Raw genomic sequence first — 24,748 nt, forward strand, 5'->3', positions numbered from 1 at the left:
TAGTCAACGATAAGAGCTTAATAATATGATTGAAATAGACGCGATGTTCCCTGTGATGGTGACGACAAATTTAGAAGCTGTGAAAACATTTTATGAAACCGTTTTTGGTTTTAATGCCGTATTTTACGAAGCTGACTTTTATTTACATTTGATATCACCAAGCTCTGGTGTACAGCTTGCCTTCTTGGTGCCAGACCATGCGAGTCAGCCAGACTTTCTTCGGCCATTAATGTCTCCAGATGGCTACGTAGTGTCTCTAGAAGTTAAAGATGCATTACATGCCTATACCGAAGCGAAAAAGATGGAATTGACAATGGCTATGGAGCTCAAAGAAGAAGTTTGGGGGCAGCTACACTTCATTTTGGAAGACCCCGCTGGTTTTCGGATTGATGTAGTTCAACATTTGACTGTTACAGATCAATAGTCTGAATTACTGATCTTCGTTTAGAGCTATATTTAGTAGGGTTCTGTGGACAAAAATATTACGCACATGTGCATTAATAAAATAAGGCTTACCCAGCATGAAGGTGTATTTGAAAAACCTTATGGGCTACAACGTGTTATCTATTGTCGTGTTAGAGTACACCATGGAATACTGGAACAGGTGGTTCTCAAGCGATATTAGGTATTGCCGGATTTGGAATTGTTTTAACAACGGTTATTCCAAACAAACGTAAGGTCATTTATGCGTTAATGTTTGCATTAATTCCGGCTTTTTCGCTTGATCTTATTTTTGCTCATTATCCGAAGCTAGGTCATGTTCTTGGCCTAGCTGTTGGTATGGTATTAGGTGTTTCTTACGTAAGTAAATTAACAAAAGGTTCAAGCTAGGAGGCTGCTTAGCTTGGCGTTATATATCTAGATAATCATTTCATTAGGCTAATTCTTGCATGATTGGTTGTCCGGTGCGCTCTTGAACTTATTCACTGATACCTGTGAAGTTATCGCACATGGACGATTTTAGTGTCGTCTCTTTAACCAGTTTAGGGAGGTTGGAGCTTAGGTAGTCCATCAGATAATTGAGTCCGTCTATCGTTTTTGTTTCGCATTTTTCATAGTCAAATATCAATGCAATGGAGCAGCTTCGATCCGTGGGGTCTGAGGCATTATGAGCGGATATACGAATGATACGCCCGGTCAAATTACATAACTGGATTGTGTCATTGTCATTGAGAGGCATATTAATGTGCATTCGTATGTTGGAAAACAATGCCAAGGCGGAGTGAAAAGGTAAGTCCAGTAAAGCACCAGAACGACTAATGTTTTGAATTTTGCCATCCAGCATTTGTCCTGATGTGGCAATCTTTAAAACATGCTGTGGCAATCCTGCAATACGCATTTCTTTACGTTTACGAGAGGATGTCCATGAGCGGCGTATCGCGTCTTCAAGCTTCTCTGTTGTAAAAGGCTTAACCACATAATGACTCACGCCATTTTGTATCGCTTCAAGAACAGACTCCTTTCCGCCTCGGGTGGTCATCATAATAAACGGTATTTCGCTGAGTTTTTTGGATTCCTTAACGAAAGATAAAAGCTCTTGGCCACTCATTTTGGGCATTTCCCAGTCTGAAATAATAATATCTACTTTCTTAGACAGGAGTATGTCTTTTGCTTGGGCACCGTTGCTGGCAGTGAAAATTCGATTGGAGCCGAACTGAGTAAAGACTGCCGTTTTTACTAAGCTACGTACTATTTGTGAGTCGTCCACGACTAAAAAAGTTAAGTCTTTCAATTTTTATACCTGTCGTCCGTTTTTATTCTTGTTTTAGACAATATGCAAAAAAGGTGGACTTTTCAACTCATTGTTTTATATGAAATATTTCTAATTCTCAATTTGCTAATAATACCTAGCATTAAAATGAGCTCTATGGGTACTTATCGATCATGATGACAAGGCTCAAGATAGGCTCACTAGAATACGTCTCATCCTATGAGCGTTAAGGAGCCTCTGGTTTAGTGCTTTTAAGTTGAGCACACTCTTGTTCGGTATTGATGGCACGAATTGGATAGGGAATGACGATGTTTTCTTGTTTGAAACGCTTGTGCAATTGCTTGATAAACGCTGCGCGTAGAAAGAACTGATGAAAGAATTCTTGGCCTTTTAGAATAACGGTAAAGTTAATGCTGGAGTTGTCAAAGGTATGGAAAAACACTACGGGATCGTGGCTGGGCACACCAAACTCATGTGTCTCCATTAAGCGTTTTGCTTCGTCGAGGACGACGGCTTCCACGTGCTCCAAATCAGAGTCGTAATGCACGCCAACCTCAACGGGCACAGACATCACTTTCGTTGGGTAGAAGTAGTTGATGATTTTTGATTCGGACAACACGCTGTTAGGCATGATGACTGTGTTGTTAGGCAGGGTTTTGATCCAAGTGGATCGCCAGCCAATTTTCTCAACAAAGCCTTGCTCGCCAGAATCCAACTCAATGAAGTCTCCCACTCGAATGGGACTGTCGACGATTAATTGAACACCTGAAAAGAAGTTTTCTAGGGTTGGCTGAAGTGCGAGGGCGACGGCTAAAGAGCCAATACCCAGTGATGCAATCAAAGGGGTAATAGATATTCCTAAAGTGCCCAGTAACACCAGCATGCCAATACCGAAAACAAACGATCGACTGATGCCTTTTACGATAGATCGGCTGCTGTGTAAAAGAGCGGATTGACTGCTGAAGTGGTTAATCGTGCCTGCGATCATTTTATCTAAAAAATAGACGGCGGCGAGTACAAGCAAGATAGGCATAGCATAAGCCGATGAGCCATCGATCACCTTATTAAAGTTGGATTCTTGTGCAGGTAGTTTTTCTAGGATGAATATCCCAAGACAGAAAATGATTAACGAGAGTGGGAAGCTAATGGCGTTGAAAAGCAACGAGTCGAAAAAGTAATCACTTTTATTGGCAAGCCGAATTAATCGACTTAGCACCAAGCGCTTAATGAGCAACAATGCACCGATAATGATCAGGACGATTAGGACGGCCAGCACCCAATCGGGCAATATATGATTTAAAGAACGGAGATCATCCATACAAGTATCCTTGATAATGAATCATGCTCATAACTCTGCAAGTTCCATTCCCCTTATGGATGTTCCGCGTAGAGAATCTCTGTGTGTTAGTTATTTGTGTTTTTACAGGTGAGCCTTGCGCACGCTACACTGGCGTCACGTTCGATTAATGTGAGGCTGGTTATGAAAGCTTTCTTGGTTATGTGTTTTGCTCTGATTATGAGCGGTTGTGCTTCGCTGTCACAGCTTTCTACATACACTGTATCCAATTCTGAATTAGAGCAGGTACTCAAAAGCCAACTCGACAGTTTGCGAAGTGAATCGACCGTAGTAGGTCTTCCACTTTCCCTTGCGGTGAAGGATATGACTGTCAATATCGGGCCCGAAAATCGAGATGTAGTGCAACTTGGTACGCGCGCGATCGCTGATATCACGGTATTAGGTTTTTCCTATTCGGCAACATTGAATCTCAGATTAGAAGGCACGCCTTTTTACGATAGCCAACAGAAAGCGATTTTTATTCGCTCGTTAGCGTTACGCGAGAGCTCTGTGGAAGCGGGTGGCTATAAAGGAGATCTCGCGCCTATTAGCGATGAAGTGATGTCATTGGTGAATACTTACTTATCGTCAAATCCAGTTTATAAAATGGATACCACTAATGATGCAGTTCGCTTATTGACCAGCATACCACTCGATCTCACCGTCGCTCAGGGCAAGTTAGTGTTGCAACCAAAATAAACTATTTAACGGAAACAGTGTTATCTCTGATTGACTGCAAGTCACTTGCTAACACGAAGCGTTTAATATCAGAAAACATGGTATTAAAGGGTTGTGGTTGAACAGCGTAGCGCCCATTTTTGCAGTCACTTACGATGCTTTGGGCTTGTTTAAGATACTGATTTCTTTCCTGTGAATGTACTTGGGGCAGTGGCGCGCTATTGGCTTGCCAAAGCAGGTTATCGAGCGCCTTTGGCGCTTGACTGTGACCTTGAAAGCGCCAAAGATCATTTTGGTTGTCATATGCGTAGAAGGGCAAAAGGGCGGTACCCTGTTCGGCAATAAAGTCGATGGCATCTAAGATAAATTCGGCTTCCGCTTCGTCGATAAAGTAATTGAAGTTAAAACGTACCCAGCCTGGTTTAACCAGTTTTTCGCCTTGCTTCAGCGCTGTCTGAATTCGCTCTGATTCTGCCATATCGATGCCGAGAAGCTGATGACCGTAAGGCCCAGCGCACGAACAGCCACCGCGGACTTGAATCCCAAATAGATCATTGAGAGCTGCCGTTACAAAACCATGATGCAGGTATCCAGAGGGTGTCCTAATCCGAAATGCTGTGATGGATAAGCGAGGCGCACTTTGATGCCCGAGTCGTTCTATCTGAGGGTGGTTTTGCCAACGTTGATCAATCATCTTTACCAGTGCATGTTCGCGCGCTTCGATTTGCTGGGCGCCCACTGCCTGCTTTAATTGGAAAACCAACCCTGCACGAATAGCGTCGATGATTCCTGGAGTACCACCTTCTTCTCGACGTTCGCCAATGTCGAGGAAAGTATGTCCCTCAGGTGTCACAAAGGACACGGTACCGCCGCCCACATGGCTTGGTGTGCTGTTCTGGATTATGGCCTTTTTGACGACTAAGATGCCAGGGGTGCTTGGTCCACCGATGAATTTGTGCGTTGAGAAGAACATCGCATCTTTGGCAAATTCTTGCCCTTTGGTCGGGTTCATATCTAGGGTGACGTAGGGAGCAGCAGCGGCAAAGTCCCAGAATGATAATGCTTTGTAGCGATGAAGTAGTGAAGTGATGGCATCTTGATCGCATAGAATACCAGTAACATTCGAGGCAGCGCTAAAGCTACCGATCAGGCGTTGATCTTGACGTTGCTGAAGCTGTTGTTCCAAGGTTTGCAAACATACACCGCCGGCGTTTGACTCGGGAATACGGATTACATTGACGCCAAGCTCTCGCCACGGTAACTCATTCGAATGATGTTCGTAAGGGCCTATGAAGACACATACATTCGCTGCTTGTTCTGGACCTAAGGACCGTAACCCAAGCTGACTAATCAGAGTATTAATCGCTCCAGTTGCACCATTGCCACAGAAAACTACTAGATCTTCTGAGCTAGCGTTCACTGCGTCACGAATCTGCTGCCTCGCCTGTTCACGGAAGGCGGTAGTTTGCTGCCCAGTGGCATTCGCTTCGGTGTGTGTATTGGCATATAACGGCAGCACGTGCTGCCGGATGGCATCTTCAATGAAATCTAAACTGCGCCCTGACGCAGTGTAGTCTGCGTAGGTTAGGCGCCTAAAGCCGAACGGTGTTTGAATTTGAGTATCATGACCAATGATCCCGTCACGAATACGTGCCATTAAGTGATCACTATCATGGGATGGGGAGTGGGGTATTGTGGCGCTCATTGCATGATCCTTTAGAGTACACCACTTAACCCGCTGCTGTTATTCCTTAGATAATGTCGGTAGAGGCAGCTGTGTGGTCCACTTAATCTGCTCCATTGCAAAATTTGAGGTAACGTCAGTGAGTGCTGTGGCACTGATTAATCGTTTATAAAATCGGTCATAGGCTGGGATGTCTTTTACCAGTACACGCAGTAAGTAATCGTATTCTCCTGCCATTCGATAAAACTCAACGACTTCGGGGAACGCTGACACGGTGCGAGCAAAGTCTTCTGACCAGTTAGCATCGTGCTGATTTGTTTTTACTTGTACAAAAACAGACACCCCTAGGCCGAATTTTTCGGCATCCAAAAGTGCGACACGGCGTTTGATATAACCTGCGCTTTCTAACTTTTGAACTCGTCTCCAGCATGGGGTTTTTGATAACCCGACATGGCTGGCCATGACTTCTATTGAAATACTATCATCGCTTTGAATTAAGGCAAGTAGTTGCAAGTCTGTGTTATCTAAGTTCATTTTGTTCTATTTTATAGCTTAAAGTTGGAATTATATTTCCTATTGTGGCGGTTTGGCTTGAGCGTTGCAACTCTGTTTCTTGCAATAGAGTGTTTGAGGAATTTGATCCTGCTAGAAGCCTCAGAAATACTGTTTCTTTTTACCTGTTTTATTTGAAATGGGGGCAGAATTAGCAGGAGATATTGGAATCTCCTGCTGAAAATCTAGACGAAAGAGTAGAACATGACGATGAGATTGCTATGAGCTGGCGTTGTCTTGGGACAAGCTGACAACAATATTTCGCCCATTTTGTTTGGCTTGGTAAAGCGCTTTATCTGCGAGCTGTAATAGCGTCTTATAATTGTGTGTCTGGTGGCTGCTTGCAATGCCGACGCTTACCGTTATATGAATATCAGCTTGGTCGGTTGTGATAGTCGTTTTAGCGATGGCCTCTCGAAGTCGCTCGAAGCGCTCGGTAATGGAAGAGCCTTCGCCGGAGGTTATGCAGGCAAATTCTTCTCCGCCCCAGCGTGCCACCATTTCAATACCATGCTTGTTATCCGTTAGTAGCTTTGAAAGAGCTTTTATCACCTGATCTCCCGTCAAATGACTAAAGGAGTCATTGATCCTCTTAAAATGGTCAATATCGACGATTGCAAGCGAAAAGCATGTGTCAGAGGTAGGTTGGCTTAGGCGTGCCTGAAGCGCTCTATCGAAGGCGCGTCGATTAGCTAAGCCGGTGAGCGCATCTTCGTTACTTAATCGTTCAAATTCAGCAGATTGCTTTCGTAACTCTCGCGTTTGCAATTGGACTTGCTGCTGCAATTGGCGTTCCCGTTGTTTTAAAGCGTAGAGCCGCAAATAGATAATTGCTCCTAGGGTTAGCAATGCCATAAAAGAGAGTATCAGGCGGATATCGGAGCGCTGCCACCAGAAAGGCTCTATATGAAAGGCATATTGAAAATCGGCTTCGTTCCACTGTCCGTATGGGTATCGAGCAGCAACACGAAATTGATAACTGCCAGGAGGTAAATTGGTGTATTCAGCGACGTTGTGATTACCACGATTAATCCATTCATCTTCAAAGCCAATCAATTGAGTACGATATTCCAAGTGATTTTGCATGGAATATCCGAGACCAGCGTAGGTGATGCGGATAAGGTCAGTGCCTGCTGGTACTTGGTGTTGGCTCGCAGGGTTGACTGATTGGTTATCAAAGGAGACATCTTCAATGACTAACGGCAACAAGATTTGATCCGGTTGTTTGAGATGGTTGGGGGTCACTTTGGAAACACCATGTGCTGTCGCAATAAACATTTGACCGCTATCGGTAATCGACATTGCAGGGTTAGAGCCACCATTGGCTTGGCTGCTACCCATACCATCACTGCGCCCGAAGTGATCAAAACGGATGTGCGATTGTTTGCCGTCTGCCACGGCATGGGCTTGATCGTAAGGGATACGCCAAAGTCCGCGATTGCTGGAAAGCCAAAAGCTACCGCTACGGTCTTTGACGACTTGGAAGAACTTGTCGATAGGAAGCCCTTGTGGCCGCCCAATAATGGCCAGTGACTGGTCCGATTGTCGGAAACGAATTAAACCACGATCCGTGGCGATCCAGACAAATCCAGGCTCTACTTGGAAGCCAAAGCTAAATTCAGCTTGCTCGTATTGCTCGAGCGCCAGTGCGGTGACTTGTCCATCTTCAATATACCCAGCGCCAATGCCCGTGCCAAACCAAACACGACCCAGTTCATCTTCTGCGAGCGCCACAACGTAATCGTCTGGAAGGGCACTATTGGATTTTGTATATAGTGTCATTTGCGTCAGCGAAGGAGAATAATGTGCTAAGCCAGCAGGTGTCCCAAACCAAAGACCTCCTTGTTTGTCCTGTAGAATGGCGCGAACTTCCGCTGCTGGTAATCCAGACTCTGTTGATAGGAATGGGGTCAATTGATTGTCCGATAGCTGATAGACACCGTGAACATAGGTGCCAACTAGGGTATTGCCGTTAGCTAAAGATTCGAGACTTAAGACTGATAGCGGCTCGCTTTGAGGGGCCTTTAATGAGTGGATTTCTGTCTCTGATATTAAGTCTAATCCGGCATCTGATCCGACTAGAAGGTGATTGTCTTGATTAGGCATTACCGTACGGACAAAATTGCCTGACAGACCGTCTTTCTTGGAAATGGATATGAATGGCGCTTCCCGAAGTCTGAGTATACCGCCATTCGTGCCGACCCAAATACTTCCTTCAAAATCTTGAAAGATAGAGATAACACGATTGTTGGGCAGTCCTTCGGCGGTGCTCATTCTCTCTAAAGATTGTCCAGTAATACGAATTAAACCTGTTGAAATGGTTCCCAGCCATAATTGACCATTTTGATCTTCTTCAATGACTGAAATTGGCTCGTGGGCGAGCGAAGCATGCACTAGTGATAATTTACCGTTGTCCATGCGCCACGCGCCAGCTTCGGTTGCGATCAGTAAACGCCCTTGTTGATCCATCGAGACGTGCATTACGTGTAGCGTATGTCGGCCATTCGGAAAATGGATCAGTTGCACTTGATCATCACGTATGCGATAGAGCCCCTTGCTGGTAGCGGCATAAATGTCGCCATTAGCAGTCTGTGTTAAGCGGTAGCCGGAGATGCCTGTAATGAACGCTTGTTCATCCTGATATTGGTGTGGTGCGATATACGTACGTTTAAAAACGCCTTTACCTTGTATCGCGAACCACGCATTTTTTTGCTGATCAATCAGGACATGGTTTACTAGGCTCTGAGCGGAGTCTTGTGGATACCAATCATAACCTTCACGTAATGTTAAGCTTCCTCGTGCTCCACCTATCCAGAGTTGATTGTCGGGTGCGGCAACAAGTGCGCGAGTCCCTGAATCGCGGATACCAGTCGCGGCATTACGGTCAAATAGTTTAAATTCACGCCCGTTGTATTGTGCAACCCCTTCCCATGTCGCAAACCAAAGATAGCCGTCATCTGTTTGTGCAATCGCATTGATACTGTTATGAGGCAATCCGTTGTTTGATGTCCAAGTATCAGTAAAGTAATCGGAAAGCGTTAATGCGTAGCTAAAGCTGGCAAAGACGTGCAGTAAAAACGTAATGGCCAGCAAAAAAAGACGGCGATTAACCATGGTCGAGCTCCATTAATCCTTTAGCTTCAACACGACAAAGATCAGGCTTTGGGGAATAGTTATCATGTTTATTATGCAAAAAAAGTGCAATATCTGACTAAATGATAACACTTATTGCGCTATTTTCGACAAGTGTGGACATAGGGAAAGGGGTTAAAACGGTATCTTTATGTAAACGCTTTCTGAGAAATGCGTTGTAGAGTAAATAAACAAGTGGTTAATTCAGGTTAAGGGCTATTAGAGCGAGGGATGCGGCAATTGATTGCAAGAGTAGGAAACCAAAAGCCTGTTTCCTACTCTCTTTAGCTTAAAAATTAGCGGCTGTTTTTAAGCTCTTGCAATTCATCGCTGTGCCAGATTTTGCGTTTGAACCGAGGGTTTTTTGATGACATGTCGATCTTGTAAGGGTTGGGTTCGTGGGTTTGGGGTAGGCCAAGAACGTTGCAAAGTTCTTGGGCAAGCCATTTCTCCACTTTTAACACAACCATTTTCTTACGTAAGCGGCCTTGTTCATCACGGTTTAAAATCGTCGGTAGCGTGTTTAATGTTAGGATTTCACCCAGTGCAGGGTGTGCCATACGTTCTCGCCCTTCGTCGCTCGCATAGAAATGCGATACAGCGAATACCATGCGTTCAGGATTGATTTGCTTTAAGAATTGGCACGATTTCACTACGGTTGAACCTGTACGAACCATATCATCGAATAATATGATGCTGGCGCCGTCTAATCCTTCAAAAGTATGCTCACTTTCTTTGTGCAGCGTGATATCGACCTTGCGCTCAGCCGTACGCTCTTTATCAAGCATAATGAACTTGGCTTTCGTCAAACCTAGAGTGTTGTACATCTGTTTAACAAAGTCGCGTGCACCTTTGTCCGGCGCACAAAGGACTAACCCTTCACCTTCATCACCATAACTTAAAATGTCTGAGTTTAAGAGGTAATGCGCGTAGATTTCGTAAGGGATTAAATTATGGAAATCACCCTCAAAGACATCCGTAAAGATTTTCTGAACTGAGTCCGAGTGGTTATGAATGGTCATCACTGTATCTACGCCGGATAGTTTGAGCATTTGTGCGTAGAGCTTAGCGGTAAAAGGCTGACCGTCGAATTTTTTGATGTCTTTCGTGTCTCGCTCGAAGCTTGTTTCGCCAAGATCTTTGCGTGGGCCTCGATCTTGAGCACTGTAGAATAAATCTGGTTCGACAAGAATGACGCGCTCAGCGCCGTTTTCTTTCGCAGCACGCGCAATGATGAGGTTAGACATAGCAAGCTCTTGGCGGCTTTTTATCCGACTGCCAGTGCTCACAATAATGACAGATTTGCCTTTTAGCTTGCGTCCGATGTTTTCGAAGTCAGCTTCGTCAGAAATGAAGCGCGGACAGAACTCGGAGTTCATAAATTGCTTCATACTGATGATGTCTGCAATATCTTCATGTTGGCCCATGGCATAGGCGACATCAATGGCAAAAGGGTTATCAGATGAGTTGCTAACCACGACGACGTTGGTTGGGTAGCTAGTAGACAAAGTCATTCAAGATCCTTAACGAGGAGAGTAAAGCTTTGGCTAATTTTAATATGTATGAGCGTTGAGTAATAGGCGCTCGGCCGTTTTCTGACAACAAATATTTCAATAATTCGAAATAACGTTTACGGATCAATGATTATTGGCCGATTTTTTTCTGAAAAGAGTCGGAGACCAGTGAAACTTTACTGCGCGGACAGATAATAGAATTAGGAAAATACCTAATAATTGGATTGACGAGATCTGAGTGGAGAATGCGAGATGATCAACAAATAGAGCTGAGATGGGGTAAATAAACGATAAAAAAGCGATCACATGGGGGAGCGGTTTTGTTAATCGTAGCTGCGTCTGCGCATCGTCCCTTGATCTTAACACTGTCGTCCCCAGTTACTGCAATACATTCACAATCATTGAGCAAGGCTATGTCTAATAAAAGTGTTGTTATTACCGGAGCCAGCCGTGGCATTGGTTTGTCGTTTGCAAGTCTCTACCTAAATCGTGGTTATCATGTGTACGCTGCATGCCGACAGGCTAGCGAAGAGTTAACGTCATTAGGGGTAACGGTCATTGAGGGAATAGATGTGACTGAGGACTCGGGTATCAATCGTTTGGCGGAGGCGCTGAATGGAGTCTCGATTGATCTACTGATCAATAATGCTGGGATTCTTAGAGATGAAGTGCTTGGTGACATCGACAAGGATTCGGTGCGTCGTCAGTTTGAAACCAACGCACTGGCACCATTAGCGGTAACTGAAGCGTTAAAAGGACAGTTTAGCGCCAATGCTAAGTTAGCGCTGATCACAAGTCGCATGGGTTCAGTAGCCGATAACACCAGCGGAGGTCGTTATGGTTACCGCATGTCAAAAGCGGCTTTGAACATTGCGGGTGTTTCGTTAGCACACGATTTGAAGCCACATGGTGTGGCGGTTGCTTTGCTACACCCTGGTTTAGTGGGTACAGAGATGATTGGTGGCTATGGCGATATCACTCCTGACCAAGCAGCGGCGCGTTTAGCTCAGCGTATTGATGAACTTACGTTAGACAATTCAGGGACATTCTGGCATTCCAACGGTGATATTTTGCCTTGGTAAAATTGCTTGATCGGACATGTAGACAACCCAGTCGATATAAACGATCGCTCAGAGGTATACGTGGCGGTGCATTCATTGTGCCCCGCCATCGTTTATCACGATACTTTAAAACTTCCTACATGATTCTCTAGGGTTTGATAAAGCTCTGATATACGCTTTGATTGACGGTTGATATTCGTCGACACCTCTTGAACGCCACTTGTTTGTTCTTTTAAAGAAACCAAACTTTCATTGATGTCATTGGCAACTTGGGACTGTTCCTGAGTGGCTTGCGCGGTTTGGGCCGCCATGTCTTCTACTTTTGAAAATGACTCGTGCAAGGCATCGAAAATGCTAATGACTTTGTCAAAGTTTTCAGACGTCGCTAATGCGTTGTCACGGCTGCTAAGTGTTGATTTGGATGATGCCTTAACGCTTTGATTAAGCTGAGTAATCATAACTTCTATTTCATTCGTGCTGTCCTGTGTGCGCGTTGCCAGTGTGCGCACCTCATCGGCCACCACGGCGAAGCCACGACCTTGTTCTCCGGCACGCGCGGCCTCGATCGCAGCATTGAGTGCTAATAGGTTTGTTTGTTCGGCAATGTTTCGAATCACTTCCAGCACCGATGCAATGGCCTCTGAGCTTTTCTCTAATTCAGTGGAGTGAGACAGTGCCTGTTTAATTTCTTCGACCAAGGTTGAAACGGCTTTGTGTGAGCTTTGCACTGCGGCGATACCTTGAGACGTAAGATGATTAGAGTCGGTGGCTTCTTTGGCAGCATTTGTGGCAATACTAGACATTTCTTGGTTGGACATGTTCATTTCATGTCCTGCGCTGACGATAAACTCAGAGGAGGTTACCAATGAGTGTGTGATTTCCTCGGTCTGCTCAGACGCTGTTTTTAATTGGTCAGTCATTGCGCCGAGTGCTTTGGATTGTTCTCCGATACTCGCGATCATAACGCGTAAATTTTCGACGAAGCTATCAAACTCTTGGGCAAGGTCACCAAGCTCATCTTTGGATGAGCTGTTGATACGCTGAGTGAGATCGCCATCACCGTCGGCAATTTCTCGGATACGGTCGCTAATATGTTGAATGTTGCGGGTTAATCTTAACGGTACCAGATAGCCAAATATAAGCGCAGCGACAAAGGCTATGGCAATAATTGTGATAGCGATAGATTGATAATTGGCTATTTCCTCGTTGGTATTTTTCTCCACTTGACGAGCATGCGTTTGCACTTGAGTGCCCGCCGAATCGAGTAGCTCTCGCAGTGCCGCAAAGCTTTCTTCAACGTCTTTAAACCCTGCTGTATTTATAATGTTGCTGCCATCTTGAGGGATTGACTCTAAATAGGTAATACTCGATTGCAGCCACTCATTGAATTTTGCATCAAACCCTTGGTACTTGGATAAAAGGTCCGGCTCATTTTTTAAATAAATACGGTATTCGTTGAAATGTTGTATGACTTGGGCAGTATTGTGATGAAACTCTTCGACGGCGTTATTAAAATCGTCTAATCCAGTACGAGCATGGTTGAACGCGATACGTGCTTGGTAAAGATCTCTGTCGGCATTTAAAACGGCCGCCACCGCTTCAAAATGTCTCTCAAGACGTGACTGAGTTAAGTCTTCTCTTTGATTGCGGGTATGAGTTCGAAGCGTTTCTCCAGCATCATCCAGCATAGAGCGAATTTCAGTAAAGAGCTGTTCTAGATTGATGACTTCTGCAGAGCGATTTTGCATAGCACGGGTCGTTGTGTTGAGTTGCTCGCTTCGCTCTATCCATCGTTGGTAAAGTGAATCAAAATTCTCGTAAGGTTTAACCAGTTCTTTGGGTTCGTCGGCTAAATATTGTCGATACAACTGAAAACGATTGAAAACCTGCTGGGCATTCTCGTTAAACTCGGTCTGATTCTGCTCAGTGTTGCCTTCGCCTGTTAGCATTCTTTCTTGAGCTAGACGGGCTTGATAGATATCACGGTCAGCATTAAGTACTTCTGAAATGGCTTCAAAATAGTGTTCTGCCTGAGTTTTCATCGCGTTCGCTTGATAGTTGCTCAGCAACACCATAAAGGCAAACAGTCCTACTAATATCAGCGCTAGACATACAATAGGAAGCATTACTTTTACTCGAATAGAGTGCAGTCGCATGATCAGATCCTTTGCTTGCGAGAGGGAAGTTAGATATTAATTTTTTACAGTCTAGGCTAGGATTTTTCATCGTGCAAAAAATAATCATAGTATTGGCTTTGCTCCTGCAGAGTTGCAAATGAGACGAGGCTCTCACTCATGAGATCGTATCGGATTCAGCTTTTTTTTGATGTCGTTAGTATGATTAGATCAACAAAAATTAACGATAATAGGACACTTTAGAACAGATGAGACAGTCACTTAGAGATAAAATCATTCAAGTATGCGACGTGAAAATGGCGGCTAAGGGCGATCAAGTAGGATTGTCTTTTTACGCGTTTTTTGCGAACAAGAATGATAACCCAGAATTGTTAATGGAAGCGGCCACATGGTGGATTCAAACACACCAGTTAGATCATTTTGAAAAAGCAAAAGTGATCAAAGAAATGGTGCAAAAAGGTTTATAAATTATAGCGCGAATTAGTCTGATCAAATCATCGAATAACCTAGCTTTGGTATCTCTTTGTTGCACTAACTGAATGTAGTTTTTGTACCAAAGGTGAGTGAGTGGTCTACAATTTTATCGTATTTCAAATCATGGATCTGAAAATGGAGTTAACTCTATGATTACTATACCGACTGAAGCCATCGGCAGTATCCCCAGAACGCAAAAATTAATGGAAGCACAGCGATTGTATGATGAGGGGAAGCTTGATTCCAAAATGATGGAGATTGCTTACGATGAAGCGGTAGTAGAAGCCGTTAAGCAATTTGAAGCGACGGGCTCTCCGGTATTAAGTGATGGTGAGCAGCGTAAAACTCATAGCTTTGTTACTTACTCGGTCGAGGGGGGGGATAACTTTGCCCCAGATGGTATCGAGATTCCTTTCCAAGATGGGCATGTAAGGCGTTTACCGCGCTTAACCGCGGGTCCATTTCGCTTTATTAAGAATGCTTATGACACGTTTCCGCTGGTTAAGCGTCATACAGATAAGCCAGTAAAGCAGGCCATTATCTCTGTTTCCGCATTGAGTCTACTTTATCCGGTAGATGGACTTCCTGACTACAGTCGAGAAGAGTTTTTGGACGATTTGGTTGACGAGCAAGAGAAAGAAATTCGTGGCTGTTTCGCGGCGGGCGCCTGCAAGGTGCAAATTGATTTTACCGAAGGGCGGTTAGCGATCAAGCTGGATCCTAGCGGTAGTTTGTTGACGGCCTTTATTGAGTTAAACAATCGGGTTTTAGGGCGGTTCAGTGATGTTGAACGACAAAAAATTGGCATACACACGTGTCCAGGGGCTGATCACGATTCAACACACAGCGCGGATGTAGATTATTCAGAGTTGCTTCCCAGTCTTTTTGAGTTAAAAGCAGGCAACTTCTATATTGCGATGGCCGGTGAAGCCGATCCTGATCGAGCGTTAAGAATCGTCGCACGCTATTTAAAACCTCATCAGCGCGCGTTTATAGGCGTCATTGATGTGATTGATCCAGCCATAGAAACACCAGAAATGGTATGCGAACGAGTCCTCGCTGCAGCTCGCCACATACCGTTGGATCAGTTAGGAACGACGGATGACTGTGGTTTCTCTCCATTTTGTGATGATGTATCCACGACACAGGAAACGGCATTCGCAAAAATTCGAGCGCGTGTGTTGGGCACTGCGATGGCAGCAGAAAAATTGTCACAGGAGCAAGGTCGTCAGAATGGATGATTTATCAACCTTCAATAAAAGCTTTGCGTTGTTTGACGCTGAGTATCGACTACTGGATTGGAACGACGATTTTGTACAAGAGTTTGCTGATGCGACAGATATTATAGCGCTCGGCGTGAAGGTAAAAGATATTTACGCAGCCTGCTTACTACCCGAAAGGGCTCTAGATCTTTCGTGGACCGCTCATGGAGAAGTGCCGCCAGTCTTCGAATACATAAATAATCGGCTAACAATATCTGTGGAGCAGGATGTAGGGGTTGGAGGGACCATTTTACGTATTGCAAAAGGTGCTTGCCCAGCGGCTCCACTGCATCCTTCTATGGCAGAAAATAGTACCGAACTGTTGCGCAGTGCCGCGCTACAAATGTCTGCATCGGTGCTGAAACAGCGTGATCAGGAAGCCTCTCGATTAAATGAACTGGCCCGTAAGGATCAACAAACAGGGGTGGGTAATCGACTGTTTTTTGATGAGCAATTGATGAAGAACTGGCAACAATGCCAGAGTGCGCAACAACCGTTATCGATGCTGTATGTCACAGTTGACTATTTTAATAGCTATATGGATTTGTATGGCAACACCCAAGGTGACTCTTGCTTAAAAATGGTTGCTGCGACCATTAGAGCGTATTTAAACGTTCCGAGAGATTCGATTGCACGCTATGGTCCCGAAGAGTTTGCTTGTTTGATGCCTAAGACAGATTTGGTAAGTGCGAAACGTATAGCTGAAGCGTTATTGTCGGCCATTCGTGCTCTAGCCATTCCTCATGCAAAGTCAAAAGCTTCGTCTATTGTGAGCATCAGTGTTGGGGTAGCCAGTACGGAACAAACACATGGAGACAGTGCCGAAGCACTTGTGGTGGCCGCCGAACAACAAGTGTATTTAGCTAAGCGAGATGGCAGAGATTGTATCCGCAGTGCAAACTTATACTAGAGAACTAGGGCTCAGTTATTGGGGAGCCTTAGTTAATACCCTTCTGGTTTTTCCAGTTCTTGGATCACGTAACTTGCTTCGTCCATCTTTTCTTGCAGGGTAATCAGAGCATCCTCTAAACCTCGGTTATAAAAATTGGGACCAATTTCTCTAGCGAAAAAATCGATAAGAAATTCGGCGTCAAACGCACCAATCTCTTGATCGAGTTCGTCTCGGAAATACGATTTTACTTTGTGTGTTAAATCATCTTTCTGTTGCGGCGTGAATTCGATGTGTTTCATGGGGTGCTCATTGTTTAAGAATCTTAGGTGAGTATTAGGTAGGAATAATACTGAAATACGGTATTTGGGGCGAATCTGGCTGAGAATATCCCCTGTTAATGCTATAGATCGGCTATTATCCCCAGTATTAATGTACGCATAGGTTAGGTGTTTTAATCGTGAGCAAACAAGACAATGATACCGCTTATTGGGCTGCATGCTCAGAGTGTCAAGGCCGAGGTAAACGAAGTCGTCGCCTACGCAAGAAAGTCCGTCTGCAATATCAAAAAGACCTTGCTTCGTATGAAAATCAAGGTAGCGAAGGTGATGCCCCCGAACGTCCAAAAGGACATTTAGAGTCGTGTTGGAAATGCCAAGGCGCAGGGGTGTTGCCGACGGGTGGTTATCCATCTGTAAACACTGATTATCCAAATGTTGCCATTATTGGCGGTGGTATTGGTGGTGTGGCGCTTGCGGTAGCGTGTTTACAGCGCGGCATTCCTTTTTCGTTGTACGAACGTGACGCCAGCTTCGATGTCCGCTCGCAGGGTTATGGCTTGACGTTACAGCAAGCCAGCAAAGCCATTGAAGGCCTTGGCATTTTTTCGTTAGCGGATGGTGTTGTTTCAACAAGGCATATTGTGCATACACCCGAAGGGAATATCGTTGGTGAATGGGGCATGCGCAAATGGGGGCATGACGGCTCGAAAGCTGGACCGAAGCGTACCAATGTTCATATCGCTCGGCAGTTATTGCGCAGAGAGTTAATCCAACAGTTAGGTGGACCCGATGCAATAAAATGGGGCCACCAACTAGAGTCGTTTGCAACAACGCCGAAAGGAGCCGTTGAGCTAACATTCAATGTCGCTGGTGAACTCAAGTACGATACCGCAGATCTAATTGTAGGCGCTGATGGAATTCGTAGTGTGGTGCGTCGTCAGCTGATTGGGGAAGACCAATCACCTTTGCGGTATCTGGGGTGTATCGTGATACTGGGTATTTGCTCATTAGAAGCACTGGGTGACGTAACCAGCGAATTACTGGACTCAGCGACCGTATTTCAGACCGCGAATGGGAATGAACGTATCTATATTATGCCTTACACCGCTGATTCCGTGATGTGGCAGTTAAGCTTCAGGATGTCAGAACAGGCCGCGTTGGATCTTAGTAGAGAAGGTCCTAGTGCTTTGAAATCGGAAGCCTGTCGACGAACTCCTTGGCATGAACCTATTCCACAAATACTGTCTGCAACCGATTCCTCTCTAGTGTCTGGATACCCTGTATACGATCGGGCCTTATTAACGTCTGACCAATTAGCGTCTGTCGGGCCTGCGACATTAATCGGTGATGCGGCGCATCCTATGAGTCCTTTTAAAGGGCAAGGTGCTAATCAGGCAATATTGGATGCGTTAGTGTTGGCACGTGATATTGCTAATGGCTGTTGGTCCAAGTCCGGTTGGCGTGAAGTGGGTATTCGTGACAGCGTACTTACGTCGTATGAGAGTGAAATGCTCGCTCGCAGTGCTGTGAAGGTGCAAGATTCAGCGGCAGCCGCTGAGTTCTTGCATTCAGATATCGTGTTACAAAAAGTCGATGAACCTCGAGGTCGTAGTCTCGAAGTCGCTAGAGTAAAAACACGATAGAACAGGCCTTTTACTGGCTTAATAAAGGTATTTGGGTTAAAAAAGGGCAATTGAACACATTGATCTAATATCAACACCAAGATACGACTCAGGGGATAACGATGCATTTAAAAGCAACAGGAATTGGTTTTATGGCGCTTGCACTCGTGGCGTGTAGTTCTTCACCAGAAGATACCGCCACGAATATGGCTGTCGCAGAATGTGTATTTGCAGATGGTTCCAATCAGCCAGCACCAGAATGGGTATGTGGAGCGCCAGTTGAAGGGATTGAATTGTCGGCCATAGGCTACAGTGAGAAGTCGGCAGCGGGCCATAATTACATGAAGCAGATGGCTGCAACGGCGGCGCGCGTAGAATTGGCCCAGGTGCTAAGTGTCGACGTGCAAAACATGGTGAAGCAGTATGTTGAAACTACGGGTGCGGCAGATTCCGAGACAGTGGATCGTGTTAATAGTGTGGTAACAAAGCAGATTACGGAACAAACGCTGATTGGTTCTCAAGTGATGCGTCAAATGCCAACCCCAACAGGAGGGTTAGTTGTGTTGGTTGGGTTAGATCCACAACAAGCCGCGACGATGTCTGAAAGTATATTGCGCACATCTATGAATAACAATGCGGCGTTATTTCAGAAAATCCAATCAGAAAAGAGCTTTGACGAGTTGGCAGAGGAGATTGCTAACCGTCGCTATTAGTTGCAATGGTCGCTCTGATGTAACGTGAGGCCGCTTAGTTAAGTGGCCTCATTTGCATGGTAAAAGGGAGTAATCTAGCGGGCTGTTTATTCTTCAGGGAAAATAGGCGTGGGTTTTTTATCCTCGTCGATGGCAACGAAATTGAAGTGACCAGAGATGGCTTTTTCTCGTTTATCACTAAACAGCTCCTCAATGTATATCGTGACTTCAACCTTTAATGATGTTCTACCGACATGAACAACTCTGGCTACCAGCTCTACAATAATACCGGATGGTATAGGGCGGCTGAAATCCACTTGCCCCGTTGAGATCGTAACAACAGGCCTACGGGCAAATCGAGTGGCGGCAATGTAAGCGACTTCGTCCATCCATTTGAGAGCTTCTCCGCCAAACAAGGTGTCATAATGGTTTGTAGTGCTGGGGAACACCATTTTCGAAACGCGGGTTTCAGATAGGTCTTCGCGTTTTTGTATAAGAAGCGTATTCATCATGACAAGTAGAGTCTCTTTAAAAGCTGTGTGTGTCGGTTTGTTGCTGGTGCTACTCAGCGGTTGTGATAGTCGGTTTCAAGCGCAAACGTTGTTTGAGGCTTACCTGAGCGATCTAAATCGATCAGACTGGTTAAACATCGAACCTATCGCTTCACCTGATTTCATACCGCTACCGCCGTTACGGACCCGCCAATTGGCACTTAGCCAGTTTGACGTAGGACTGCTGGACTTTTTATCTTTGCAAAGTTGCGATGTTGGCAGTCTAGCCGGTCAGCGCAATAGTATACTTGGCAAAGTCATGCCTACAAGTCAGCGTTTAGTCTATGAGTTGGATATGATTCGAGCGATCAGAGAATGCTCTATAGAAGACGAAGCGTTGCGTGACACGTTGAGCCATGTTGCTGATGTGAAAACAAAGGAGCTACCGCGAGCGTTTTCGAATGCTTTGTGGGCGGGCGATGAAACCCAAGCATTTTTCAGTCTTGCTAAGGGATATATTCCAGTATCCCCAGAGTCGTCACGATACCAGCAGTTAGTCATTGCCCTGCAAGATCTAACATCGATTGCGGAGCATTTGGACAGTATTCCAGAGGTGAGTAGCAAGCAAATTGAGCGTGACATGCAGGCGATTTTTGAAAGTGAGTATCTTGGCAAATTATTGTTTTCCCTAGGCCATATTAGTCGTTATTTGACGACAGTATCTGAGCATGTCGTTGAGCTTAGTCGTGACGAATCTGTTTGTGGAGCACCGCTTAGATTCCTTAAAAAGCAGTTTGAGGCGCACTATATCGATCAGTTGCAGCCCTACATGGCACGTATAAATCGTGTTGCGTATCAAGTGTTGCCTTTAATGTCTCAGCTTGTTGCTGTTAGTGATCAAATGGAGCCTAGCTGGCGGACGTTTACGAACCAATTCTCAATGCAGCATTCTGACAGTCTATGGCAACAATATTTGCAGGCATCCAGAGATCATGGGCAAGCTTGGAGTAATTTGTTTGCGAAATGCAATTCTGAAGTAACTTAGGCCTGAGTAATCAGTAAGTTGTCTACTGCAGACACAGCATCATAAGGTGTAGCGGCCCCCTCGGCTAAGGGTTCATGGCTTAGTGCCTTCAACAGTGCAAGGTTGGCACCGGGATTGGCACCAATTTGACCGGAAAATTGAATAGGACGTGTTACGGCATGAGGCTGGTGTTGATTGCGTGTATCGGCTTCTTGGCGAAGACTGGGACCAGGCTGAGTAAAGAGACTCATAAACAACGCGAAGTTGGCATTGCCTGAGACTTTTGCCCCAGGCCTGACTTCGTGTGTTAATTGGGTTTCTAATACTTCTCTTATGCTCATAGTAAACCGTCTCGATTGATATAAAGGTTATCGGCATCAAGGTGTTATCTTTAATTGAGTCGATAGATTAAATTAAAGTTTTTTATAGACGGGGCGCTAATAAGAGTATTCAATAAGTTTGAGTATGCCGAAAAATAAGCAGTTTTCAGTCTATACTGTCAGGCAACTATCTCAAGTTTGATTCCGTTATGTTGTTGGATTTCTTGAATGCACAATATTGATGAGCTGATCGAAAACGTTAGACAAAATGAACAGATTGCGTTGAAGTTTTTTAACATCGAACGCTGTATTTTGTCGATTGGACGTTGTGATCAATTTGTCTCTACTTTGACGAAAGAAGTTCAAAAACAGTTCAATGTGCCTTTTGTTTGGGTCAACTTAATTAATGAAGCACCATTAGCCCACTTAGTAGAAACGCTTGAAAAAACAAACGGTTTGAAAGATCGAGTTTTGTTCACTCGCCGGCCCGCCATGATTGATGCGATTGGGGTAGGTAATAAGACGGTTCTGGTGAACGATAATATCGCGCGGTATTCTGAAGTTATTCCACTTTCGTATCGATCCATTATTGGTTCTGTTGCGATTTCGCCGCTGACGATAGATGGTGAGTTGGTGGGCTTGTTTTGCCAGGCGGATCAAGACCCGCATCGCTACGATCCTCATGTCAAAGATACTTTTTTGCTCGATCAGCTGTCTATTAAAATTTCGATTTGCTTGAGCAATGTGACAGCAAGGGAAAAGCTTGAGTATTTAGCGACGCGAGATTCCTTGACTGGCTTGCTCAATCGCCGTCAGCTTGAGTTGATGCTAGAGCGTGAATTTGCACGCTCTAAGGCGAATCAAAGAGATTTAACCGCAGTCTTCATAGATTGCGATGCTTTTAAGTCGATTAACGATACCTTAGGACACAATTGTGGCGATGAAGTGCTAGAATATATTGCTAAACGCCTACTAAGGCATGTTTATAAGCAAGGTCTGGCATTTCGTTTTGCAGGTGATGAGTTTGTGTTTGTTACTCCAGGAAAGAGTTATGAGCAAGCATTAGCCATAGCTGAGTCGATACACGATTATCTACAAGCGAACCCGTTACGGTATAAGAGCAATTTGGTGCCTATCACAATTAGTTATGGTGGTGCCAGTGTGTTGTCTGATTCCCCGTCTAGCTATAAACAACTCCTAAAACTCGCGGACGAGCGCCTTTACAATTACAAAAACAATCGTAAGCGATCTGTTCCTACTAAAGTCTTCAAATTTCTCAATAAAATTCGCTAAACTGTAATTTTATTACATTATAGTGCCTATATTTTTTTGAATTAGGTGTTTTTATGCGTAATTTCGTTGTAAAATTTCAAAAAATGATAAATCCAAGAGGTTATTTATGTCTCATGCATTGATTGCGGATTTGGGCGGGACAAACGCTCGTTTTGCCTTGGTGCCGATCAATCAGTATCAGCCCAAAGAAGTAAGGGTTTTCTCTTGCAAAGAATATGAGACGTTTTTTGAGGCCGCGTCGGCTTACGTAGAACAATGTAGCGTGGATTTTAACTCGATCGATGCCATTGTGTTAGCCATTGCAGGGCCTGTGAATCAAGAGGTAATACGTTTTTCTAACAACCCTTGGCACTTTACACGTCAGCAGATCCAAGAACACTTCGGTTTAGATAAGAAGATAGCCTTGTTGAATGACTTTGATGCGATTGGGCACAGTTTAGAAGTGATCCCAAAAGAGGAGCTTGAAGTTATTGGTGAGCACAGCGATGTTGATCCTAGTGCTGCTGCATGGGTGTTGGGGGCTGGTACCGGGCTGGGCGTAGCGTGCGTCGTACCTCAAGAAAATGGCGCTAATATTGTTCTTCCTGGGGAGGGTGGTCATGTAGATCTTGCTACCTGTAATGAGCAAGAAGATCACATTCTACGCTTTCTGCGAGCTCGGCATAAGCGAGTGTCAGCAGAGCGTGTACTGTCTGGTATGGGCATTGAAAATATATATGAAGCTCTAGCGAACAAAAATGGCCTAGAAAAACGTTTAAGTGCGCCTGAAATTGGTTTGGCGGCCGAGCGCGGTGACGATCGGTTGGCACTAGCAACGTTGGAACAGTTTTTTACTTTTCTTGGTCGAGTAACGGGTGATTTGGTGTTGTCTGTTGAGAGTCGTGGTGGTGTGTACATTGCCGGCGGGATTGTGCCGCGCTACTTAAACTATATTAAGCGCAGTGCGTTCAGAGATGCAATGCAAGACAAAGGACGTATGAAAGCGTTTGTGACACCTATCCCAACGTTCGTGGTCATGTCTGAATATCCTGGGCTGATGGGGTGTGCAAACTACGCATCTTATCTCGTGAATCAAGCCTAATTAGAGAATTGGAGAGAAAGCAATGAAGGTCAGTTTGAAAGCCTGTGATGTGGTGATTTTTGGTGGCGGTGGCGACTTGGCCATGCGCAAACTTTTACCGGCTCTCTATCACTTGGACATGGATGGTCTCTTGGCAAAAGATACGCGGATTATCGGCGCTTCCCGTCGCGATATGAGCGCTAAAGATTATCAAGAGAAGGTTCGTGAAGCGTTAAATGAGTTTGTACCCACAAGCGTTGGTGATGAAAAGACATGGCCTCGTTTCAAAGATCGTTTAAGTTATGTCTCGGTTGATGCTCAACAGGAATCTGACTTTGCTCGGTTTAATGAGCATGAGGTCGGAAGTGATGATCGGGATGTTGTATTTTATCTTGCAACGTCGCCAGATTTATTTGGGTCAATCTGCTCATCTTTAGCGAACCATGGCTTGAACCAAGAGCGTATGCGCGTTGTGCTAGAAAAGCCACTTGGACGTGACTTGATGTCGTCACGTGCGATTAATGATGAAGTAACACAAAACTTCGGCGAGAAACAGATTTTCCGAATTGACCATTACCTCGGTAAAGAAACGGTTCAAAACCTACTAGCGATCCGTTTTGGTAATACGTTGTTCGAACCATTATGGGATAGTGCCCATATTGATAACGTTCAGATTACAGTATCTGAGACGGTCGGAGTTGAAGGCCGTTGGGGCTACTATGATAAAGCCGGTGCACTTCGGGATATGGTGCAAAACCATTTGGTTCAGCTATTGTGTTTGGTTGCGATGGAGCCGCCGGGGCGTAATGATGCTGACTCGGTACGTGATGAAAAAATCAAAGTATTGAAAGCGCTGCGTCCAATAGAAGGAGCGAACGCTTACACGAAAACAGTTCGTGGCCAGTATGCAAAAGGCATGATTAATGGCAAGGAAGTAAAAGGTTACTTTGATGAGGAAGGTAGTAACCCTGAATCTCGAACAGAAACATTTGTTGCTCTGCGAGCTGACATTGATAACTGGCGTTGGGCTGGCGTACCGTTTTACCTAAGAACTGGAAAACGACTCGGGCAACGTTACTCAGAGATCGTCATTCAATACAAATCGATACCGCACAGCATATTTAATGATGAGAGCAATCGTCAGCTTCAGCGCAATCAGCTCATTATTCGTCTTCAGCCGGAAGAAAAAATCTCCTTAACTGTGATGAACAAAGTGCCAGGTGCCGGTGAAGGGATGAATCTACAACCAGTTGATTTGAACTTAAGTCTGAGTGAAGCATTTAATAACAAGCGTAGCCCTGAAGCCTACGAGCGTTTATTGCTAGATGTGATGCGCAATGATGCGACGTTATTTATGCGCTATGACGAAGTTGAGGCCGCTTGGAAATGGGTCGATGGAATCATGGGGGCGTGGAGTCAAACCAGTGAGCGTCCAAAAGAGTATGCGTCTGGTTCGTGGGGACCTGCTGCTTCAATGGCATTGCCGATAAAAGATGGCCGTAATTGGCATGATTACTAACAATTTTTAAGGATACAG

22 protein-coding genes and 1 pseudogene are annotated in these 24,748 nt (G+C 44.9%); 13 read left to right on the top strand and 10 right to left on the bottom strand.

The genetic code is table 11. The features are described 5' to 3' along the window. The first annotated feature begins 25 nt into the window (after window positions 1-25). Both DN730_RS08315 and DN730_RS19430 read left to right on the top strand, forming a co-directional pair. Complete coding sequence (locus DN730_RS08315; protein WP_115467660.1) at window positions 26-424, top strand: VOC family protein; 399 nt, start codon at window positions 26-28, stop codon at window positions 422-424. Between the two features lie 188 nt (window positions 425-612). Beyond that, window positions 613-831, top strand: a pseudogene (locus tag DN730_RS19430) (hypothetical protein); the annotation flags it as partial. Window positions 832-919: 88 nt separating this feature from the next. Here the strand turns inward: DN730_RS19430 and DN730_RS08320 are convergent. Together DN730_RS08320 and DN730_RS08325 are read right to left on the bottom strand one after the other, a co-directional pair. Then, window positions 920-1,732 (bottom strand): response regulator, encoded by an 813-nt coding sequence (locus DN730_RS08320; protein WP_115467661.1) that lies wholly within the window; start codon window positions 1,730-1,732, stop codon window positions 920-922. A gap of 205 nt (window positions 1,733-1,937) precedes the next feature. Then, a complete protein-coding gene (locus DN730_RS08325; RefSeq protein ID WP_211313852.1) occupies window positions 1,938-3,029 on the bottom strand; it encodes a mechanosensitive ion channel family protein in 1,092 nt (363 codons plus the stop codon). A 162-nt stretch (window positions 3,030-3,191) separates the two neighbouring features. On the opposite strand from DN730_RS08325, the gene DN730_RS08330 reads away from it, so the two are divergent. After that, window positions 3,192-3,746, top strand: coding sequence for a YceB family lipoprotein (locus DN730_RS08330; RefSeq protein WP_115467662.1), 555 nt, complete (start codon window positions 3,192-3,194; stop codon window positions 3,744-3,746). Window position 3,747: 1 nt separating this feature from the next. Here DN730_RS08330 and DN730_RS08335 read toward each other — a convergent pair whose 3' ends face one another. From DN730_RS08335 to DN730_RS08350, 4 genes are all read right to left on the bottom strand, one after another. Next, window positions 3,748-5,430, bottom strand: coding sequence for an aminotransferase class V-fold PLP-dependent enzyme (locus DN730_RS08335; RefSeq protein ID WP_115467663.1), 1,683 nt, complete (start codon window positions 5,428-5,430; stop codon window positions 3,748-3,750). 39 nt (window positions 5,431-5,469) lie between these two features. Next, window positions 5,470-5,943: an Lrp/AsnC family transcriptional regulator gene (locus tag DN730_RS08340; protein WP_115467664.1), complete on the bottom strand. Its 474-nt coding sequence runs from the start codon at window positions 5,941-5,943 to the stop codon at window positions 5,470-5,472. A 237-nt stretch (window positions 5,944-6,180) separates the two neighbouring features. Then, on the bottom strand, window positions 6,181-9,075 hold the full coding sequence (locus DN730_RS08345) for a ligand-binding sensor domain-containing protein (protein WP_115467665.1): 2,895 nt from the start codon (window positions 9,073-9,075) through the stop codon (window positions 6,181-6,183). Between the two features lie 314 nt (window positions 9,076-9,389). Then, window positions 9,390-10,607, bottom strand: a complete 1,218-nt coding sequence (locus DN730_RS08350) for a phosphoribosyltransferase family protein (protein ID WP_115467666.1) — start codon at window positions 10,605-10,607, stop codon at window positions 9,390-9,392. A gap of 413 nt (window positions 10,608-11,020) precedes the next feature. Here DN730_RS08350 and DN730_RS08360 point away from each other — a divergent pair, with 413 nt between their 5' ends. After that, window positions 11,021-11,689 (top strand): SDR family oxidoreductase, encoded by a 669-nt coding sequence (locus DN730_RS08360; RefSeq protein WP_115467667.1) that lies wholly within the window; start codon window positions 11,021-11,023, stop codon window positions 11,687-11,689. 95 nt (window positions 11,690-11,784) lie between these two features. Here DN730_RS08360 and DN730_RS08365 read toward each other — a convergent pair whose 3' ends face one another. Then, window positions 11,785-13,824 (bottom strand): methyl-accepting chemotaxis protein, encoded by a 2,040-nt coding sequence (locus DN730_RS08365; RefSeq protein ID WP_115467668.1) that lies wholly within the window; start codon window positions 13,822-13,824, stop codon window positions 11,785-11,787. A gap of 227 nt (window positions 13,825-14,051) precedes the next feature. On the opposite strand from DN730_RS08365, the gene DN730_RS08370 reads away from it, so the two are divergent. The 3 genes from DN730_RS08370 to DN730_RS08380 all read left to right on the top strand — a co-directional run bounded on the left by DN730_RS08370 (window position 14,052) and on the right by DN730_RS08380 (window position 16,449). After that, the gene (locus tag DN730_RS08370; RefSeq protein WP_115467669.1) at window positions 14,052-14,270 is read left to right on the top strand and encodes a DUF6500 family protein; all 219 of its coding nucleotides are present in this window, start codon (window positions 14,052-14,054) and stop codon (window positions 14,268-14,270) included. 156 nt (window positions 14,271-14,426) lie between these two features. Continuing rightward, window positions 14,427-15,518 (top strand): cobalamin-independent methionine synthase II family protein, encoded by a 1,092-nt coding sequence (locus DN730_RS08375; protein WP_211313853.1) that lies wholly within the window; start codon window positions 14,427-14,429, stop codon window positions 15,516-15,518. Further along, window positions 15,511-16,449 (top strand): GGDEF domain-containing protein, encoded by a 939-nt coding sequence (locus tag DN730_RS08380; protein ID WP_158541192.1) that lies wholly within the window; start codon window positions 15,511-15,513, stop codon window positions 16,447-16,449. Before DN730_RS08375 ends, DN730_RS08380 begins: the two co-directional genes overlap by 8 nt. A 32-nt stretch (window positions 16,450-16,481) precedes the next feature. Here the strand turns inward: DN730_RS08380 and DN730_RS08385 are convergent, their stop codons facing one another. Then, on the bottom strand, window positions 16,482-16,730 hold the full coding sequence (locus tag DN730_RS08385) for a DUF2164 domain-containing protein (RefSeq protein ID WP_115467671.1): 249 nt from the start codon (window positions 16,728-16,730) through the stop codon (window positions 16,482-16,484). A 158-nt stretch (window positions 16,731-16,888) separates the two neighbouring features. Here DN730_RS08385 and DN730_RS08390 point away from each other — a divergent pair, with 158 nt between their 5' ends. Continuing rightward, on the top strand, window positions 16,889-18,352 hold the full coding sequence (locus DN730_RS08390; protein ID WP_115467672.1) for an FAD-dependent monooxygenase: 1,464 nt from the start codon (window positions 16,889-16,891) through the stop codon (window positions 18,350-18,352). 101 nt (window positions 18,353-18,453) lie between these two features. Continuing rightward, window positions 18,454-19,044 (top strand): LPP20 family lipoprotein, encoded by a 591-nt coding sequence (locus DN730_RS08395; protein ID WP_115467673.1) that lies wholly within the window; start codon window positions 18,454-18,456, stop codon window positions 19,042-19,044. A gap of 86 nt (window positions 19,045-19,130) precedes the next feature. Here DN730_RS08395 and DN730_RS08400 read toward each other — a convergent pair whose 3' ends face one another. Beyond that, complete coding sequence (locus tag DN730_RS08400; protein ID WP_245957928.1) at window positions 19,131-19,535, bottom strand: acyl-CoA thioesterase; 405 nt, start codon at window positions 19,533-19,535, stop codon at window positions 19,131-19,133. Between DN730_RS08400 and DN730_RS08405 the strand changes: the two genes are divergently transcribed. Next, window positions 19,534-20,559, top strand: coding sequence for a DUF3080 family protein (locus tag DN730_RS08405; RefSeq protein WP_115467674.1), 1,026 nt, complete (start codon window positions 19,534-19,536; stop codon window positions 20,557-20,559). The two genes, DN730_RS08400 and DN730_RS08405, sit on opposite strands and share 2 nt — an antisense overlap. Here DN730_RS08405 and DN730_RS08410 read toward each other — a convergent pair. Beyond that, on the bottom strand, window positions 20,556-20,879 hold the full coding sequence (locus DN730_RS08410; protein WP_115467675.1) for a hypothetical protein: 324 nt from the start codon (window positions 20,877-20,879) through the stop codon (window positions 20,556-20,558). The two genes, DN730_RS08405 and DN730_RS08410, sit on opposite strands and share 4 nt — an antisense overlap. Before the next feature lie 207 nt (window positions 20,880-21,086). On the opposite strand from DN730_RS08410, the gene DN730_RS08415 reads away from it, so the two are divergent. The 3 genes from DN730_RS08415 (at window position 21,087) to zwf (ending at window position 24,730) form a co-directional block, all read left to right on the top strand. Beyond that, the gene (locus tag DN730_RS08415; protein WP_115467676.1) at window positions 21,087-22,151 is read left to right on the top strand and encodes a sensor domain-containing diguanylate cyclase; all 1,065 of its coding nucleotides are present in this window, start codon (window positions 21,087-21,089) and stop codon (window positions 22,149-22,151) included. A gap of 106 nt (window positions 22,152-22,257) precedes the next feature. Then, a complete protein-coding gene (glk, locus tag DN730_RS08420; RefSeq protein ID WP_115467677.1) occupies window positions 22,258-23,232 on the top strand; it encodes a glucokinase in 975 nt (324 codons plus the stop codon). A gap of 22 nt (window positions 23,233-23,254) precedes the next feature. Next, entirely contained in the window at window positions 23,255-24,730 is a 1,476-nt protein-coding gene (gene zwf, locus DN730_RS08425) for a glucose-6-phosphate dehydrogenase (protein ID WP_115467678.1), read from the top strand. Window positions 24,731-24,748 lie beyond the last annotated feature (18 nt).

The organism is Marinomonas piezotolerans (assembly GCF_003362755.1).
GTDB lineage: Bacteria > Pseudomonadota > Gammaproteobacteria > Pseudomonadales > Marinomonadaceae > Marinomonas > Marinomonas piezotolerans.

What these genes read in the sequence shown, in the direction of transcription:
- DN730_RS08315 (WP_115467660.1), top strand. Translation starts at nt 26, where the DNA reads ATGATTGAAATAGACGCGATGTTCCCTGTGATGGTGACGACAAATTTA.
- DN730_RS08325 (WP_211313852.1), bottom strand. Translation starts at nt 3,029, where the DNA reads ATGGATGATCTCCGTTCTTTAAATCATATATTGCCCGATTGGGTGCTG.
- DN730_RS08330 (WP_115467662.1), top strand. Translation starts at nt 3,192, where the DNA reads ATGAAAGCTTTCTTGGTTATGTGTTTTGCTCTGATTATGAGCGGTTGT.
- DN730_RS08335 (WP_115467663.1), bottom strand. Translation starts at nt 5,430, where the DNA reads ATGAGCGCCACAATACCCCACTCCCCATCCCATGATAGTGATCACTTA.
- DN730_RS08340 (WP_115467664.1), bottom strand. Translation starts at nt 5,943, where the DNA reads ATGAACTTAGATAACACAGACTTGCAACTACTTGCCTTAATTCAAAGC.
- DN730_RS08345 (WP_115467665.1), bottom strand. Translation starts at nt 9,075, where the DNA reads ATGGTTAATCGCCGTCTTTTTTTGCTGGCCATTACGTTTTTACTGCAC.
- DN730_RS08350 (WP_115467666.1), bottom strand. Translation starts at nt 10,607, where the DNA reads ATGACTTTGTCTACTAGCTACCCAACCAACGTCGTCGTGGTTAGCAAC.
- DN730_RS08360 (WP_115467667.1), top strand. Translation starts at nt 11,021, where the DNA reads ATGTCTAATAAAAGTGTTGTTATTACCGGAGCCAGCCGTGGCATTGGT.
- DN730_RS08365 (WP_115467668.1), bottom strand. Translation starts at nt 13,824, where the DNA reads ATGCGACTGCACTCTATTCGAGTAAAAGTAATGCTTCCTATTGTATGT.
- DN730_RS08370 (WP_115467669.1), top strand. Translation starts at nt 14,052, where the DNA reads ATGAGACAGTCACTTAGAGATAAAATCATTCAAGTATGCGACGTGAAA.
- DN730_RS08375 (WP_211313853.1), top strand. Translation starts at nt 14,427, where the DNA reads ATGATTACTATACCGACTGAAGCCATCGGCAGTATCCCCAGAACGCAA.
- DN730_RS08380 (WP_158541192.1), top strand. Translation starts at nt 15,511, where the DNA reads ATGGATGATTTATCAACCTTCAATAAAAGCTTTGCGTTGTTTGACGCT.
- DN730_RS08385 (WP_115467671.1), bottom strand. Translation starts at nt 16,730, where the DNA reads ATGAAACACATCGAATTCACGCCGCAACAGAAAGATGATTTAACACAC.
- DN730_RS08395 (WP_115467673.1), top strand. Translation starts at nt 18,454, where the DNA reads ATGCATTTAAAAGCAACAGGAATTGGTTTTATGGCGCTTGCACTCGTG.
- DN730_RS08405 (WP_115467674.1), top strand. Translation starts at nt 19,534, where the DNA reads ATGACAAGTAGAGTCTCTTTAAAAGCTGTGTGTGTCGGTTTGTTGCTG.
- DN730_RS08400 (WP_245957928.1), bottom strand. Translation starts at nt 19,535, where the DNA reads ATGATGAATACGCTTCTTATACAAAAACGCGAAGACCTATCTGAAACC.
- DN730_RS08410 (WP_115467675.1), bottom strand. Translation starts at nt 20,879, where the DNA reads ATGAGCATAAGAGAAGTATTAGAAACCCAATTAACACACGAAGTCAGG.
- DN730_RS08415 (WP_115467676.1), top strand. Translation starts at nt 21,087, where the DNA reads ATGCACAATATTGATGAGCTGATCGAAAACGTTAGACAAAATGAACAG.
- glk (WP_115467677.1), top strand. Translation starts at nt 22,258, where the DNA reads ATGTCTCATGCATTGATTGCGGATTTGGGCGGGACAAACGCTCGTTTT.
- zwf (WP_115467678.1), top strand. Translation starts at nt 23,255, where the DNA reads ATGAAGGTCAGTTTGAAAGCCTGTGATGTGGTGATTTTTGGTGGCGGT.